This is a genomic window from Streptomyces sp. UF-297, assembly GCF_058245575.1.
The window spans coordinates 1-14389 of the sequence record NZ_JBSIBZ010000091.1 but is presented as its reverse complement, the minus strand read 5'-3'; the positions used below and the strand labels follow the sequence as shown (position 1 = coordinate 14389).

Genomic DNA, 14389 nt, shown 5'->3' with positions numbered 1-14389 from the left:
CCTGTGAGCAGTGCCGACAACAGCCCCGCCGAGACCGCAGCGGCGGCAGCGACCGACAACGGCCCGCTGCGCGCCGATATCCGCCGACTCGGCGACCTCCTGGGCGAGACCCTGGTCCGCCAGGAAGGCCCAGAACTCCTCGACCTCGTCGAGCGGGTCCGCGCGCTGACCCGCTCCGACGGGGAGGCCGCCGCCCGGCTCCTGGGCGAGACCGACCTGGCCACCGCCGCCAAGCTCGTACGCGCCTTCTCCACGTACTTCCATCTGGCCAACGTCACCGAGCAGGTGCACCGCGGCCGCGAACTGCGCGTCCGGCGCGCGGCGGAGGGCGGCATCCTGGCCCGCACCGCCGACATGCTCAAGGACGCCGACCCCGAGCACCTGCGCGAGACCGCGGGCAACCTCGGCGTACGCCCCGTCTTCACCGCGCACCCCACCGAGGCCGCCCGCCGCTCCGTGCTGACCAAGCTCCGCAAGGTCGCCGAGCTGCTGGACCGTACGGACACCGCCGAGCGCCGCCGGGTGGATCTGCGCCTGGCCGAGAACATCGACCTCATCTGGCAGACCGACGAGCTGCGGGTGGCCCGCCCCGAGCCCACCGACGAGGCCCGCAACGCCATCTACTACCTCGACGAGCTCGGCCGCGGCGCGGTCGGCGACGTCCTGGAGGACCTCGCCGCCGAGCTGGAGCGGGCCGGCACCCAACTCCCGCCCGGCACCCGCCCGCTGACCTTCGGCACCTGGATCGGCGGCGACCGCGACGGCAACCCCAACGTCACCCCGCAGGTCACCTGGGACGTCCTGATCCTCCAGCACGAACACGGCATCACCGACGCGCTGGAGCACATCGACGAGCTGCGCGGCGCCCTGTCCAATTCCATCCGCAACTGCGGCGCCACCGAGGAACTTCTCTCCTCCCTCCAGCGCGACCTGGAGCTGCTCCCCGAGATCAGCCCCCGCTACAAGCGCCTGAACGCCGAAGAGCCCTACCGCCTCAAGGCCACCTGCATCCGCCAGAAGCTGCTCAACACCCGCGAGCGGCTGGCCGGCGACACCCCGCACATCGCGGGCCGCGACTACCTCGGCACCGCGGAGCTGCTGGACGACCTCGGCCTGATCCAGACCTCCCTGCGCGAGCACCGCGGCGGCCTGGTCGCCGACGGCCGCCTGGAGCGCACGATCCGTACGATCGCGGCCTTCGGCCTCCAGCTCGCCACCATGGACATCCGCGAGCACGCCGACGCCCACCACCACGCGCTGGGCCAGCTCTTCGACCGCCTGGGCGAGGAGTCCTGGCGCTATGTCGACATGCCGCGCGACTACCGCCGCAAGCTGCTCGCCAAGGAGCTGCGCTCGCGCCGCCCGCTGGCGCCCACCCCGGCCCCGCTGGACGAGGCCGGCGCCAAGACCCTCGGCGTCTTCGGCACCATCCTCAAGGCCAAGGACACCTTCGGCCCCGAGGTCATCGAGTCCTACATCATCTCCATGTGCCAGGGCTCCGACGACGTCCTGGCCGCCGCCGTCCTCGCCCGCGAGGCCGGGCTGATCGACCTGCACGCCGGCTGGGCCAAGATCGGCATCGTCCCGCTCCTGGAGACCACCGACGAGCTCAAGATCGCCGACCAGCTGCTGGACGAGATGCTCGCCGACCCCTCCTACCGGCGCCTGGTCGCCCTGCGCGGCGACGTCCAGGAGGTCATGCTCGGCTACTCCGACTCCTCCAAGTTCGGCGGCATCACCACCTCGCAGTGGGAGATCCACCGCGCCCAGCGCCTGCTGCGCGACGTCGCCCACCGGCACGGCGTCCGCCTGCGCCTCTTCCACGGCCGCGGCGGCACCGTCGGCCGCGGCGGCGGCCCCTCGCACGACGCGATCCTCGCCCAGCCGTACGGCACCCTGGAGGGCGAGATCAAGGTCACCGAGCAGGGCGAGGTCATCTCCGACAAGTACCTCGTGCCGTCCCTGGCCCGCGAGAACCTCGAACTGACCGTCGCCGCAACGCTCCAGGCCTCCGCGCTGCACACCGCCCCCCGCCAGTCGGACGAGGCGCTGGCCCGCTGGGACGCCGCCATGGAGACGGTCTCCGAGGCCGCCCACGGCTCCTACCGCCGCCTGGTGGAGGACCCGGACCTGCCCGCGTACTTCTTCGCCTCCACCCCCGTCGACCAGCTCGCCGAGCTGCACCTGGGCTCGCGGCCCTCGCGCCGCCCCGACTCCGGCGCCGGGCTCGACGGGCTGCGCGCCATCCCGTGGGTCTTCGGCTGGACCCAGTCCCGGCAGATCGTCCCCGGCTGGTTCGGTGTCGGTACGGGCCTGAAGGCGGCGCGCGAGGCGGGGCTGGACACCGTGCTCGACGAGATGCACGAGCACTGGCACTTCTTCCGCAACTTCCTGTCCAACGTCGAGATGACGCTGGCCAAGACCGACCTGCGGATCGCCCAGCACTACGTCGACACCCTCGTCCCCGACGAGCTCAAGCACGTCTTCGACGTCATCAAGGCCGAGCACGAACTCACCGTCCAGGAAGTCCTGCGCATCACCGGAGAGGCCGAACTCCTCGACTCCAACCCGGTGTTGAAGCAGACCTTCCACATCCGTGACGCCTACCTCGACCCGATCTCCTACCTCCAGGTCTCCCTCCTGGACCGCCAGCGCCGCACCGCCGAACGCGGCGAGGAGGCCGACCCGGTACTCGCCCGCGCCCTCCTGCTCACCGTGAACGGCGTGGCGGCGGGCCTGCGCAATACGGGCTGAGTCGGCCGAGGCCGCGGCGCCTCGCAAAAACCGCACCGGCACTCCCCCCACCCCCGAACCCACCCCCCGCCTCCTCCCCCTTTAGGGGGAGGTGGGGGAGGGGGCGGGGGACGCGCCGTGTTGCGGGGAAACGGAGGGCGGGGCCACGCCATGTCGCAGGGGCGCGGGGCGCAGAGGCCGCAGCACGCCGCGCCCGTCCGTACGCCCGAACCGCGCCGCGCCCGTCCGTACGCCCGAACCGCGCCGCGCCCGCCTCTATGCCCGAACCGCGCCGCGCCCGCCCCTACGCCAGAACCGCGTCAGGACCGCCGGCGGCGTCGCAGCACGATGTACGCGCCCGCGCCGATCAGTGCCACCGCGCCCGCCGCGAGCGTGCCCACCGGAGCGCCGGCGCCGGTCTCCGCCAGATCGCCGTCCGCCGCCGGGGCACCCGGGTCCGCAGCCGCCTTCGCGGCGGCCGACGGCCCGGCGCCGGTGGCCGCCGCGCCCGGAGCCGCCGACGCGGCCACCGCGCCGTCGCCACCGGAGCGCCCGGGCCGCTCCACCGCCTTCTCGGCCCTGTCGGCCTCCTGGCCTTCCTGGGCCGCCTTGCCGGGCTGTCCCGGCTGCCCCGGCCGCTCCGGTGCCGCGTCGCCGCCGCACTCGGCCCAGAAGACCTTGTGCTTGGCCCGCCCGTGCTCGCCGTCGAAGTTCCAGATCAGCTTGTAGTGGCCGTCCGGCAGCGACAGGTCTTCCGTACGGCCCCGGCCCGCGCCGTCCAGGGGCAGTGCGCCGGTCTTCACCACCGCCCCCTTCGCGCCGGTGGGCGGCATCTCGACGATCCTCCACCGCGCCTGCTGCCCGCCGTCGAAGCCGAAGGCGTCGAGATAGAAGCGGCAGACGTGCGGTTCGTTCCTGCGCAGCTCCGCGTCCGTGGCGGCGTCGTGGATCTTTACGGTGCCGTTGTCGCCGGGAGGGCCGAAGGGGGTGGGCGGGGTCGCGTACGCGGTCGGGGCGAGCAGCAGACCGGCGGCCGAGACCGCCGTCACCGCGCCGGCCCTGGGGAGGAAGCGCATGGGGTACCAACTTCTTCTGAGCGGGGAGGAGTTGGGGGGTGGCGGCTCAGCCTCCTGCGGCCCGCTCGAAGCGGTCAAGGAGCATTGCCACCCACATACCCCTTTACACCGCAGGCGCCCCAAAGGTTCCGGGGGACCAATGGGCGCATCACAGGGTGAGGAACGCTCCCGCGAGCACCAACGCGCCCACCAGGCCCATGCCCCACGCCGTACGCCGCATCCGTACGCCGCCCGCCACCACCAGGGCGGCCAGGAGGAGGGAGCCGGCGAAGGGGACCCAGGCGTACAGGACGCCGCCGAGGCCGGTGCGTACCGCGCGGTCCGTGCCGGGCTTCAGGGCGACCTCGACGCGCTCGCCCTCGTCCGGCGCCGCCGCCTGGGCGATCGAGGCCTTCGACGGGTGCGTACCCCCGCGCGCGTCCGGTGTGTACGGCCCCGTGCAGCGGTCGTCCGCGCACGCCGACACCGTCATCGTCCCGCGCTCGCGCCCCTCGGGCAGCATGGCGTACTGAGCGGTGTTCCAGGACGTCCAGACGCCCGCCACCAGCAGGAGCAGCGCCAGCGCGCCCATCAGCCCGGTACGGGCCACCAGCAGCACCCCGTAGGCGCTCTCCCCGGCCCGCCGGCCCGCGCTGCGCTTGGCGGGTCTGCGGCTCGTGCTCGTCCTGGTGCGTGTCCGGCTCTTGGGCATGGCGGCGATCCTTGGCCATACAACAGCGGTCGGTCAACCGGGGGCCCGTGGTTCGCCGGACCCTGCCCCCAGCTGTCCCCATCGGGCCGCTTTGCGGTCCGTACGCACCGAGTTGTACGCACCCGCCGCCCGGCGGAACCGCACCCCAACAGGCCTTTCGCACCTAGGAGTTGTACGTGCTCTGCGCCCGCTCCAGCCCGTCCGCGACCAGCGCCTCCACCGCGTCCGCCGCCCGGTCCACGAAGTAGTCCAGCTCCTTGCGCTCGGCCGAGGAGAAGTCCTTCAGCACGAAGTCCGCGACCGGCATCCGGCCCGGCGGCCGCCCGATCCCGAACCGCACCCGGTGGTAGTCGGCGCCCAGCGACTTCGTGATCGACTTCAGGCCGTTGTGGCCGTTGTCGCCGCCGCCCAGCTTCAGCCGCAGCACCCCGTAGTCGATGTCCAGCTCGTCGTGCACCGCGATGATGTGGTCCACCGGCACCTTGTAGAAGTCCCGCAGCGCCGTCGTGGGACCGCCCGAGAGATTCATGAACGACATCGGCTTGGCCACCACGACCCGCCGGCTGCCGGGACCGGGAGCGCCGATCCGGCCCTCCACGACCTGCGCCCGCGCCTTGTGCGCCTTGAAGCGGCCGCCCATCCGCTCCGCCAGCAGATCGGCCACCATGAACCCCACGTTGTGGCGATTGGCCGCGTACTCAGGGCCCGGATTGCCCAGCCCCACCACGAGCCAGGGGCTGTCTGCGTCCGTCATCTCCGCGTCTCCTCGACGAAGTCGTGCACCTTGCGTGTCGTCCGGCGCCGCCGAACGGGTGCTGCCGTCCATGCGCCGCCTCGCCTACCGCACAGCTTGGCGCGCATGGTCTCCAAAACGGCCCAACCGCCGCCGCGGCACCGCACGGCGCCGCGACAGCGGTTGGGACAGAAGCTACCGGGGCGAGGCTCAGGCCTCGGCGCCCTCGCCCTCGGCGGACGCCTCGGCCGGGGCCTCGGCCTGCGCGGCGACGACCTGCAGCACGGCAGCGTCCTCGTCGATGGCCAGGGTGGTGCCGGCGGGCAGCGTGATGTCCTTGGCGTGCACGGTGTGACCGGCGTCCAGACCCGCGATGGAGACGGTGACCGACTCCGGGATGTGGGTGGCCTCGGCCTCGACCGGCAGGGTGTTCAGCAGGTGCTCGAGCAGGTTGCCGCCCGGGGCCAGGTCGCCCTCGGTGTGGATCGGCAGCTCGACGGTGACCTTCTCGCCCTTCTTGACGGCCAGGAAGTCCACGTGGACCAGGAAGCCGCGGATGGCCTCGCGCTGCACGGCCTTGGGGATGACCAGCTCGCTCTTGCCGTCCACGTCCAGGCTGATCAGGGCGTTCGGGGTCTTCAGGGCCATCATCAGCGCGTGGCTGTCGACCGCCACGTGCTTGGGCTCGGCGCCGTGACCGTAGACGACGGCCGGGACCTTGTTCTCGCGGCGGGTACGGCGGGCGGCACCCTTACCGAAGTCGGTACGGGCCTCACCGGTGAGCTTGACCTCAGCCATGACTGCACTCCTCGTATTCAGACGGATCTGGTGGCCGTTACCCGGCCCACGACAGACCTGCTACGAAGAGCGCGTCGATTACGGACCGCCGTACTGCGATGAGTACGGCCTCCCTCGCCGAGCAACTCCGTGAGTCTACCCGGCGGGGAGGCCGCCCCCAAGTCGATCTATCCGACGCTGATGATCACTGCTCTTCGAAGAGGCTGGTGACCGAGCCGTCCTCGAAGACCTCACGGATCGCCCGCGCGATCGTCGGCGCCATCGACAGCACCGTGATCTTGTCCAGCTCCAGCTCGGACGGCGTGGGCAGGGTGTTGGTGAAGACGAACTCGCTGACCTTGGAGTTCTTCAGGCGGTCGGCGGCCGGGCCGGACAGGATGCCGTGCGTGGCCGTCACGATGACATCCGCCGCGCCGTTGGCGAACAGCGCGTCGGCGGCGGCGCAGATGGTGCCACCGGTGTCGATCATGTCGTCGACCAGGACGCAGACCCGGTCCTTCACGTCGCCGACGACCTCGTGGACGGTGACCTGGTTGGCCACGTCCTTGTCGCGCCGCTTGTGCACGATGGCCAGCGGGGCGTCCAGGCGGTCGCACCAGCGGTCGGCGACCCGCACCCGGCCCGCGTCCGGGGACACGACGGTGAGCTTGTCGCGGTCCACCTTGGCGCCCACGTAGTCCGCGAGGACCGGCAGTGCGAAGAGGTGGTCCACCGGGCCGTCGAAGAAGCCCTGGATCTGGTCGGTGTGCAGATCGACGGTGACGATACGGTCCGCGCCCGCCGTCTTGAGCAGGTCCGCGATCAGGCGGGCCGAGATCGGCTCACGGCCGCGGTGCTTCTTGTCCTGACGGGCGTAGCCGTAGGAGGGGATGACCACGGTGATGCTCCGCGCGGAGGCGCGCTTGAGAGCATCGAGCATGATCAGCTGCTCCATGATCCACTTGTTGATGGGAGCCGTGTGGCTCTGCATCAAGAAGCAGTCCGCGCCACGCGCCGACTCCTGGTAGCGGACGTAGATCTCACCGTTGGCGAAGTCGAACGCTTTCGTCGGGACCAGGCCGACACCGAGCTGGTGCGCGACCTCCTCGGCCAGCTCGGGGTGGGCGCGGCCGGAGAAGAGCATCAACTTCTTCTCGCCGGTCGTCTTGATCCCGGTCACAGCAAATCTCCTTGCCAGAAAATACTCGGGGGTCTGTTTGCGTGCGCTTATCACGGTACGCCCCGCACGGCGTACGCGTTACACGGTCACTGCCCGCCGTTGTCGTCCTGACGGGCAGCCGAAGCGGCCTGCGCGGCGGCACTTCCGGGGCGCTTGCGAGCGACCCAGCCCTCGATATTGCGCTGCTGTCCACGTGCGACAGCCAGCGAACCCGGGGGCACATCCTTGGTGATGACCGAGCCGGCGGCGGTGTACGCGCCGTCCCCGATCGTGACGGGAGCCACAAACATGTTGTCCGACCCGGTGCGGCAGTGCGACCCGACGGTGGTGTGGTGCTTGGCCTCACCGTCGTAGTTCACAAAGACGCTGGCCGCACCGATGTTGGTGTACTCGCCGATCGTCGCGTCGCCCACGTACGACAGGTGCGGCACCTTCGTGCCCTCGCCGAGCGTCGCGTTCTTCATCTCGACGTACGCCCCGGCCTTCGACTTCGCCCCCAGGTCCGTACCGGGCCGCAGATACGCGTACGGGCCCACGCTCGCGCCCGCGCCGATCCGGGCGCCCGCGGCGACCGTGAACGAGGCGACGGCGCCCTGGCCGACCTCGGTGTCCGTCAGCCGGGAGTTGGGGCCGGCCTCGGCGCCGGTGGCGATGTGGGTCGTGCCCAGCAGCTGCGTACCGGGGTGCACGACGGAGTCCGGCTCGAAGGTGACGCTCACGTCCACCCACGTCGTGGCCGGGTCGATCACCGTCACGCCGGAGAGCATCGCCCGCTCCAGCAGCCGCTGGTTCAGCAGCCGGCGCGCCTCGGCCAGCTGCACACGGTTGTTGATGCCCAGGATCTCGCGGTGGTCGCCGGCGACGGCCGCGCCGACCCGGTGCCCGGCCTCGCGCAGTATGCCGAGGACGTCGGTCAGGTACTCCTCGCCCTGGCTGTTGTCCGTGCGCACCTTGCCCAGCGCGTCGACCAGCAGCTGCGCGTCGAAGGCGAAGACGCCGGAGTTGATCTCCCGGATCTCGCGCTGCGCGTCGGTGGCGTCCTTGTGCTCGACGATCTCGGTCACCGCGCCGGTGGCGTCGTCGCGCACGATGCGGCCGTAGCCGGTGGAGTCGGGGACCTCGGCGGAGAGCACCGTGACGGCGTTCCCGTCGGCGGCGTGGGTCGAGCTGAGCTTGCGCAGTGTCTCGCCGGTCAGCAGCGGGGTGTCGCCGCAGACGACGACGACCGTGCCGTCGAGGGCGATGCCGTCGTTGCCCAGCTCCTCCAGGCCCATGCGTACGGCGTGACCGGTGCCGTTCTGCTCGTACTGCACCGCGGTGCGTACGCGGTCGTCGATCTCGGCGAGGTGGGCCTGGACCTGGTCGCGGGCGTGCCCGACGACCACGACGAGGTGCTCGGGGTCCAGTTCGCGGGAGGCGGCGACGACGTGCCCCACGAGGGAGCGACCGCAGATGTCGTGCAGGACCTTGGGGGTCGCCGACTTCATGCGGGTACCCTCACCCGCTGCGAGAACGACGACGGCTGCCGGGCGGTTGGCGCTCACGGGGATGCCCTTCGGCTTCTTCGGGTGGGGTGGACACCCGAAGGATACCGGTGCGTTTTGTTGCCGAAACGCGGGCGGGTCCCGGCGATTACGCCAGGACCCGAACTCGTCTGTGCTCCCCCGCCAGGACTCGAACCTGGAATGACGGTACCAAAAACCGCAGTGTTGCCAATTACACCACAGGGGATAGTGAAACCGACCAAACCGGACACTTCGTCGGGCCGGTCGATCGACACCCCACACTATGCCGTACCACCAGCCCTCGATGCGACGGTATGGGGCAGCGCTCTGCCTCACATGCCGGATGTCCCGGGTTCCGGCCATGACGGCAGGGTGGCCTGCGGGGATGTGCGAATGTGCCGAATGTGTGGTCGATTCAACAGTTCTCGGGAAAAGTGCAGGTACCGGACCGTAACGGTGCGGTGTCGTGCTGCTGCGGGCCAGGGAGAAAGGCGCGGGGGCGCCCGTAGGCTGGTCGGTATGACCGCAACGGGGGCAATCGAAGCAGTGGGCGCGAGGGCCGCGCCCGGGAACGGGCCGTGGTGGTGGGCCCGGCGGCGCAGCGCCGTACTGGATGTGTTCCTGGCGCTCGCGTCGACGGTGGAATGTGTCGTCGAGGGCCTGAAATTCGCCGAGGAGGCGCGGCTGCCGGCCGGGGTCGGCGTGGTGCTGGGGCTGCTGGTGGGCCCGGTGCTGCTGGTACGCAGGCGTTGGCCGATAGCCGTGGTGCTGGTGTCCGTCGCGGTGACACCGGCGCAGATGGGCGGGCTCCTGGGGATCGTGGGGCTCTACACGCTCGCGGCCTCCGACGTGCCGCGGCGGATCACCGCACTGCTGGCCGGGATGTCGGTCACCGGCACCTTGATCATCACTTTCCTGGAGATGCGGCACGACGTCGCCGCGCGCGCCGACTTCAACCCGCCGCTGTGGTACGTCCCGACGATGTCGGTGGCGATGGGCGTGGTCGTCACGGCCCCGCCGGTGCTGCTGGGCCTGTACGTGGGCGCCAGACGCCGTCTGGTGGAGAGCCTGCGGGAGCGGGCCGACGGCCTGGAGCGGGAGCTGTCGCTGCTGGCCGACAGGGCCGAGGAACGGGCCGAGTGGGCGCGCAACGAGGAGCGCACACGTATCGCGCGCGAGATGCACGATGTCGTCGCCCACCGGGTGAGCCTGATGGTGGTGCACGCGGCGGCGTTGCAGGCGGTGGCGCTCAAGGACCCGGAGAAGGCGTCCAAGAACGCCGCTCTGGTGGGGGACATGGGCCGGCAGGCGCTCACCGAACTGCGCGAGATGCTCGGCGTGCTGCGGACCGCCGAGGGGACGTCCGCGGGCGCCAAGCCGGTCTCGGACGAGCCGGAGCGCCTGGTGGCGGTGGCTGCCAAGGCCAAGGCGGGCGCCGCTGTCCCGGCGCGGGCCGGCGCCCGGGCCCAGGCGATGGCCGGGGCGGGCGTACGGGGCGGCCCGGTGGCCGTGGCGGAGCCGGACGGCGAGGGGCCGTGCCTGGCGGAGCTGCCGGACCTGGTGGAGCAGTCGCGGGCGGCCGGGATGGTGGTCGAGCTGCTGGTCGAGGGCGAGGCGTCGGCGTGCCCGCCGGCGGTGGAGCAGACCGCGTACCGGGTGGTCCAGGAAGCCCTGACCAACGTGCACAAGCACGCGCCGGGCGCCCGCGCCCGGGTGCGGCTGGCGCACCGGGACGGGGAGGTCGCGGTGCAGGTGGAGAACGGCGTCTCCGAGGCCGGAGCGGCGGACGCGGGGCTGCCGAGCGGGGGGAACGGCCTGGTGGGGATGAAGGAGCGGGTGACGGCGCTCGGGGGCGTGTTCGTGGCGGGGGCGACGGACGCGGGTGGCTTTCGCGTATCGGCGGTGCTGCCGTGCGGCGCGGTGGGCTGACGCGCGTGGGCTGACGCGGTGTCGCCCCGGCTCCGCCGGGCTCGTCCTCAAGCGCCGGACGGGCTGGATCAGGTCCGGGTCTCCTCCCGTGCGGGCGTGAGCCGCGTAGGACGGGTGCCCAGGAGGAGCGTGCTCAGGGCCTGGTCGATGTGGTGGCCCAGGAACCAGTCGCCGGTGTGGTCGAGGCTGTAGACGCGGCCTTCGGTGTCGATGGCGAGGGTCGCCGCGGTGGCGGCCGAAGCGCCGGTGAGCTCCTCGCGGCCCAGGGGGGCGATCTCGGTCTCCAGGGCGCGGCCCAGGTCACCGAGGGTGCGGGCGAGGTGCAGGCCGTGCAGGGGGTCCACGGTGAAGGGGGTGGGCGCCACGTGGCGGCCGGGGCCCGAGGCGGCGATGCGCAGACCGCCGAATTCGGCCCAGACCTCGACGGCGGCGGGGAAGACGGTGTGGCGGTGCCCGGCGGGCGAGGTGTGGGCGCGCAGGGCGTCGGCCCACTGTTCGGCCTGCTTTATGTCCCAGCGCCCCGGCTGCCAGCCCGCTTCGCGCAGCGCGGCGTCCACGGCCACGGGGAAGCGGGTCGAGGAGGTGCGGTCGTAGGGGCGGTAGGCGTCGGGGGAGCCGGGGGCGGGGGTGGGCGGCATCGTGGTCAGCTCCCTGCCGTGGTGCCGATGGGCATGACGCCGAAGAAGGCCAGCAGCGCGTCGCAGGAGCGGCAGGGCGGGGCGTAGGCGCCGTGCTGGGGGTCGCCGTCCTCGCGGATGTGGCGGGCGGTGAGCTTGGAGTGCTTCAGGGAGCGGCGCGCCTCGCCGTTGGTGAGGGGTTTGCGGGAGGCGCGTTTGCCGCGGTTGGCCTCGACGGCGCTGAGGTGGCGCGAGAGGAGTACGGCTTCGGGACAGCGCCCGGTGAAGCGCTCGCGCTGCGCGGTGGCGAGGGTGTCGAGGAAGTCCTGGACCAGCGGGTGGAGGGTGGGCGGCTGCTCGGCCTTGCTCGCGGTGCAGGTCAGGGTCCGCCCGCGGACGGACAGGGCGGCGCCGACGGCGGGGAGGATGCCGTCGCGGCGGTGGCGGAGGCTGGGTGGCCGGTCGGTGTCGGCGGTGCCGCTCCAGCCGATGCGGGGGTCCCCCGTGGCAGCGGTGGTGCCTGCGGTGTGCTCTGCGGTCATGTGCTCTGCGGTCGTGTGCATCGTGCTGCTCTTCCCTCCCGTGCAAACCCCCCGGTTGCGGGGGTCAGCCTGCCAAATGCGCCGGGTGTTGCGGAAGTCGGGCGTGCTGTCGGGGATGTCACGGTTGTGTACGGGGGCGCGCGGGCGTGGTGCGCCGGGCGTGGTGAGCGCCGCGAGGGGTGGTGAGTGGGGTGGGATGGGGGCGGTTTGGGGGCGTTCGTCGCTGCCCGGGGCGGCCGGGCAGGGGCGCGGGACGGTATTGCGGCACCGCATAGGCTGTGCGCAGTAGCCAGTTCCAGCCAGGGGGCAACCGCCATGACGACAGGTCCAGTCCGTGGGCTGGGAGCACCTCCCAGCAGCCAGGCTGGGGGCCGTGCCGCGCCGCCGAACACGGCCTACGCGGGGCAGGTCGTGCATTTCCCGGACCCGGTGCGGGCCGCCCGTCACCCCAGAGGTGTGCGGGTGGGGCCCGAGGGATTCCCGGACTTCTCGCCGTACGCGCGGGCGGCGGCGGAGATCGCCGAGCCCCCGGAGGGCTTCGGCGTGGACGAGCTGCGGCTGACGGACTACGTGTCGGCGAACGCCGCGCTGCACGCCTCGGGCCACGAGCTGTGGGAGGACGTGCCCCCGGTGGCGACCCCGCACGGCTGGACGTGGCACCACGTCGCGGGTACGCGCCGTATGGAGCTGGTTCCGGTCGAGGTCAAGGCGCTGCTGCGGCATCACGGCGGGCTGGCGACGGCCGCGGTGGAGCACGGCAAGCGCGGCACGCGCCCGCTCCAGGAGACGCGGCCCGCGCACTTCGTGGTGCCGCACCGCGATCTGGCGGTGTCCGAGGACCAGGTCACCCAGGCCGAGGAGGCGCTGGGCTACCGGCTCCCGGGCGCCTACCGTTCGTTCCTGAAGGCGGCGGGCGGCTGCGCACCGGTGGGCGCGGCGCTGGACGCCGGGCTGGGTCTGCTGGTGGACCAGCCGTTCTTCACCGTGCGCGACGAGGCGGCCATGAACGACCTGGTGTACGTCAACAAGTGCCTGCGCGACCACTTCACCAAGGACTACCTGGGTGTCGGCTTCGTACAGGGCGGCGTGGTCGCGGTGAAGGTGAAGGGCGACGCGCTGGGGACGGTGTGGTTCTGCGCGTACGACGACGCACGCGACCGGGACGGCTGGACGGTCCAGGAGCGGGCGGAGCACCTGCTGCTGCCCTGCGGCGCGGACTTCGACGACTTCCTCCAGCGGCTGGCGGGCAATCCGCCGGAGCTGGAGACCGTGGCGAACCTGATGGTGGACGGTGGCTTCGCGCGCGCCGTTCCGGTGGAGGGGTGAGGCGCGATGGTGACGTTCGCGCAGGCTCAGGAGCGCGCGGAGCGCTGGGTCAACGGTGAGGTGCCCGCGCCGCAGCACCGCGAGGTGCGGGTGCGGGAGTTCGAGCTGGGCTTCGTGGCCTGGGCGGAGGACCGCGCGGGCGGCCCGACCAGCGACGGCGGCCGCTCGCGGCTGGTGATCGCGCGGGACAGCGGCGAGGTGACGCTGTGGCCCGGGCTGCCGGTGGGCGAGGTGATCCGCCGGTACGAGGAGGAGTACGGCGCTGACGCGGGCGCCGCGGTGGCGGACGCGCCCCCGCAGCGCATCGACCTGGAGGCGACGTCGTTCCTGCTGACTCCGCCGGAGTGGCTGCAGGAGGCGGCGGACGCGATCGGCATTCCGGACCGGCGCGGTGGCGGGACAGCGGGAGCCGGGGCGGCTGGGACTTCTGGTGGGGCCGGGGCGGCTGGTGCGGCCGGGTCGTCCGGTGCGAATGGGCCGGTGGATTCGGCTGGTTCGGTTCGGTCGGACGGGGCGTCCGAGGGCGCCGGGGCGCCGGGGACTGCCGCCGGTGCGGGGGCGGTTGCCGCCGCGTCGGGGGCCGCCCCGGGGAACGCCGCGGAGCCGGGGCCGGTGGTTCCGGCCGACGCGGTGCCGGTCCAGGACGCGGTGCCGACCGGTGCCGAGGGCGGGTACGGTGCCGCGGCGCCGGCCGGGGCCGGCGGTGGCTACGGTGCCGGTGCGTCCGCGGGGGCGACCCCGTGGGCCGGTACGGACACCTCGGGCGGCGACGACGCGGACGACCGGTCGGTGGGCCTGCCCGCCACGGTCTTCGCCCCGGCGCTGTCCGGGTCCGACGCCGAGGACACCCCGCCGCCCTCGCCGCGCGCCCGCCCCGAGGCGAAGACCGAACTGCTCTCCGGCGGCAGCCAGTTGCCGCGTACGGCCATCGCGCCGGCGGTCGACGACCCGGCCGCGGCGGCCGCACTCGGCCTGCCGGGCAGGCCCGCGACGCCGCCCCCGCCGCTGCCCTCGGGCCCGCCCGGCGCCCCGGGCGCCCCCGGCCTGCCCGACCTGCCCCCGCCGTCCGGCCCGCCCGTCCTGGACGTGCCGCCGCCTCCGGGCGCGTACGGCTACCCGCAGGGCCCGGGAGTGCCCAACGCCCCTGGCGCGTACGGCTACCCGCAGGCTCCGGGCGGAGCCGTACCGCCCCCGCCGCCGGGCGCCCCCGGCGCGGCCCCCAGCGGCCCTGGCGGGCCCAACACCTTTGACGCGCCCGGCACTTCGGGCGCGCCCGGACC

Annotated in this window: 12 protein-coding genes and 1 tRNA gene; 4 read left to right on the top strand and 9 right to left on the bottom strand. The window is 72.9% G+C overall.

The window, feature by feature from the left end:
* The first annotated feature begins 3 nt into the window (after positions 1-3).
* Positions 4-2754, top strand: a complete 2751-nt coding sequence (ppc, locus tag AC4IJH_RS35700) for a phosphoenolpyruvate carboxylase (RefSeq protein WP_490856132.1) — start codon at positions 4-6, stop codon at positions 2752-2754.
* 299 nt (positions 2755-3053) lie between these two features.
* Here the strand turns inward: ppc and AC4IJH_RS35695 are convergent, their stop codons facing one another.
* From AC4IJH_RS35695 to AC4IJH_RS35665, 7 genes are all read right to left on the bottom strand, one after another.
* Positions 3054-3809 carry an LAVTG motif-containing sortase-dependent surface protein gene (locus tag AC4IJH_RS35695; protein WP_490856131.1) on the bottom strand — a complete coding sequence of 252 codons (756 nt, stop codon included), beginning with the start codon at positions 3807-3809 and terminating at the stop codon, positions 3054-3056.
* 148 nt (positions 3810-3957) lie between these two features.
* Entirely contained in the window at positions 3958-4500 is a 543-nt protein-coding gene (locus tag AC4IJH_RS35690) for a hypothetical protein (protein ID WP_490856130.1), read from the bottom strand.
* A 163-nt stretch (positions 4501-4663) separates the two neighbouring features.
* Positions 4664-5254, bottom strand: a complete 591-nt coding sequence (gene pth / locus AC4IJH_RS35685; RefSeq protein WP_490856129.1) for an aminoacyl-tRNA hydrolase — start codon at positions 5252-5254, stop codon at positions 4664-4666.
* Between the two features lie 189 nt (positions 5255-5443).
* Positions 5444-6031 carry a 50S ribosomal protein L25/general stress protein Ctc gene (locus AC4IJH_RS35680; RefSeq protein ID WP_490856128.1) on the bottom strand — a complete coding sequence of 196 codons (588 nt, stop codon included), beginning with the start codon at positions 6029-6031 and terminating at the stop codon, positions 5444-5446.
* 184 nt (positions 6032-6215) lie between these two features.
* Positions 6216-7190 (bottom strand): ribose-phosphate diphosphokinase, encoded by a 975-nt coding sequence (locus AC4IJH_RS35675; RefSeq protein ID WP_136744256.1) that lies wholly within the window; start codon positions 7188-7190, stop codon positions 6216-6218.
* Between the two features lie 86 nt (positions 7191-7276).
* Positions 7277-8734 carry a bifunctional UDP-N-acetylglucosamine diphosphorylase/glucosamine-1-phosphate N-acetyltransferase GlmU gene (gene glmU / locus AC4IJH_RS35670; RefSeq protein WP_490856127.1) on the bottom strand — a complete coding sequence of 486 codons (1458 nt, stop codon included), beginning with the start codon at positions 8732-8734 and terminating at the stop codon, positions 7277-7279.
* A 115-nt stretch (positions 8735-8849) separates the two neighbouring features.
* A tRNA-Gln gene (locus tag AC4IJH_RS35665) sits at positions 8850-8921 on the bottom strand.
* 293 nt (positions 8922-9214) lie between these two features.
* On the opposite strand from AC4IJH_RS35665, the gene AC4IJH_RS35660 reads away from it, so the two are divergent.
* Positions 9215-10624, top strand: a complete 1410-nt coding sequence (locus AC4IJH_RS35660; RefSeq protein WP_490856126.1) for a sensor histidine kinase — start codon at positions 9215-9217, stop codon at positions 10622-10624.
* A gap of 68 nt (positions 10625-10692) precedes the next feature.
* On the opposite strand, the gene AC4IJH_RS35655 is transcribed toward AC4IJH_RS35660, so the two are convergent.
* Both AC4IJH_RS35655 and AC4IJH_RS35650 read right to left on the bottom strand, forming a co-directional pair.
* The gene (locus AC4IJH_RS35655; RefSeq protein ID WP_490856125.1) at positions 10693-11262 is read right to left on the bottom strand and encodes an SUKH-3 domain-containing protein; all 570 of its coding nucleotides are present in this window, start codon (positions 11260-11262) and stop codon (positions 10693-10695) included.
* 5 nt (positions 11263-11267) lie between these two features.
* Positions 11268-11804 (bottom strand): YwqJ-related putative deaminase, encoded by a 537-nt coding sequence (locus tag AC4IJH_RS35650; protein ID WP_490856124.1) that lies wholly within the window; start codon positions 11802-11804, stop codon positions 11268-11270.
* A 294-nt stretch (positions 11805-12098) separates the two neighbouring features.
* On the opposite strand from AC4IJH_RS35650, the gene AC4IJH_RS35645 reads away from it, so the two are divergent.
* Both AC4IJH_RS35645 and AC4IJH_RS35640 read left to right on the top strand, forming a co-directional pair.
* Complete coding sequence (locus AC4IJH_RS35645) at positions 12099-13109, top strand: SMI1/KNR4 family protein (protein ID WP_490856123.1); 1011 nt, start codon at positions 12099-12101, stop codon at positions 13107-13109.
* 6 nt (positions 13110-13115) lie between these two features.
* A partial coding sequence (locus tag AC4IJH_RS35640; protein ID WP_490856122.1) for an SUKH-4 family immunity protein occupies positions 13116-14389 on the top strand: 1274 nt, incomplete at its 3' end.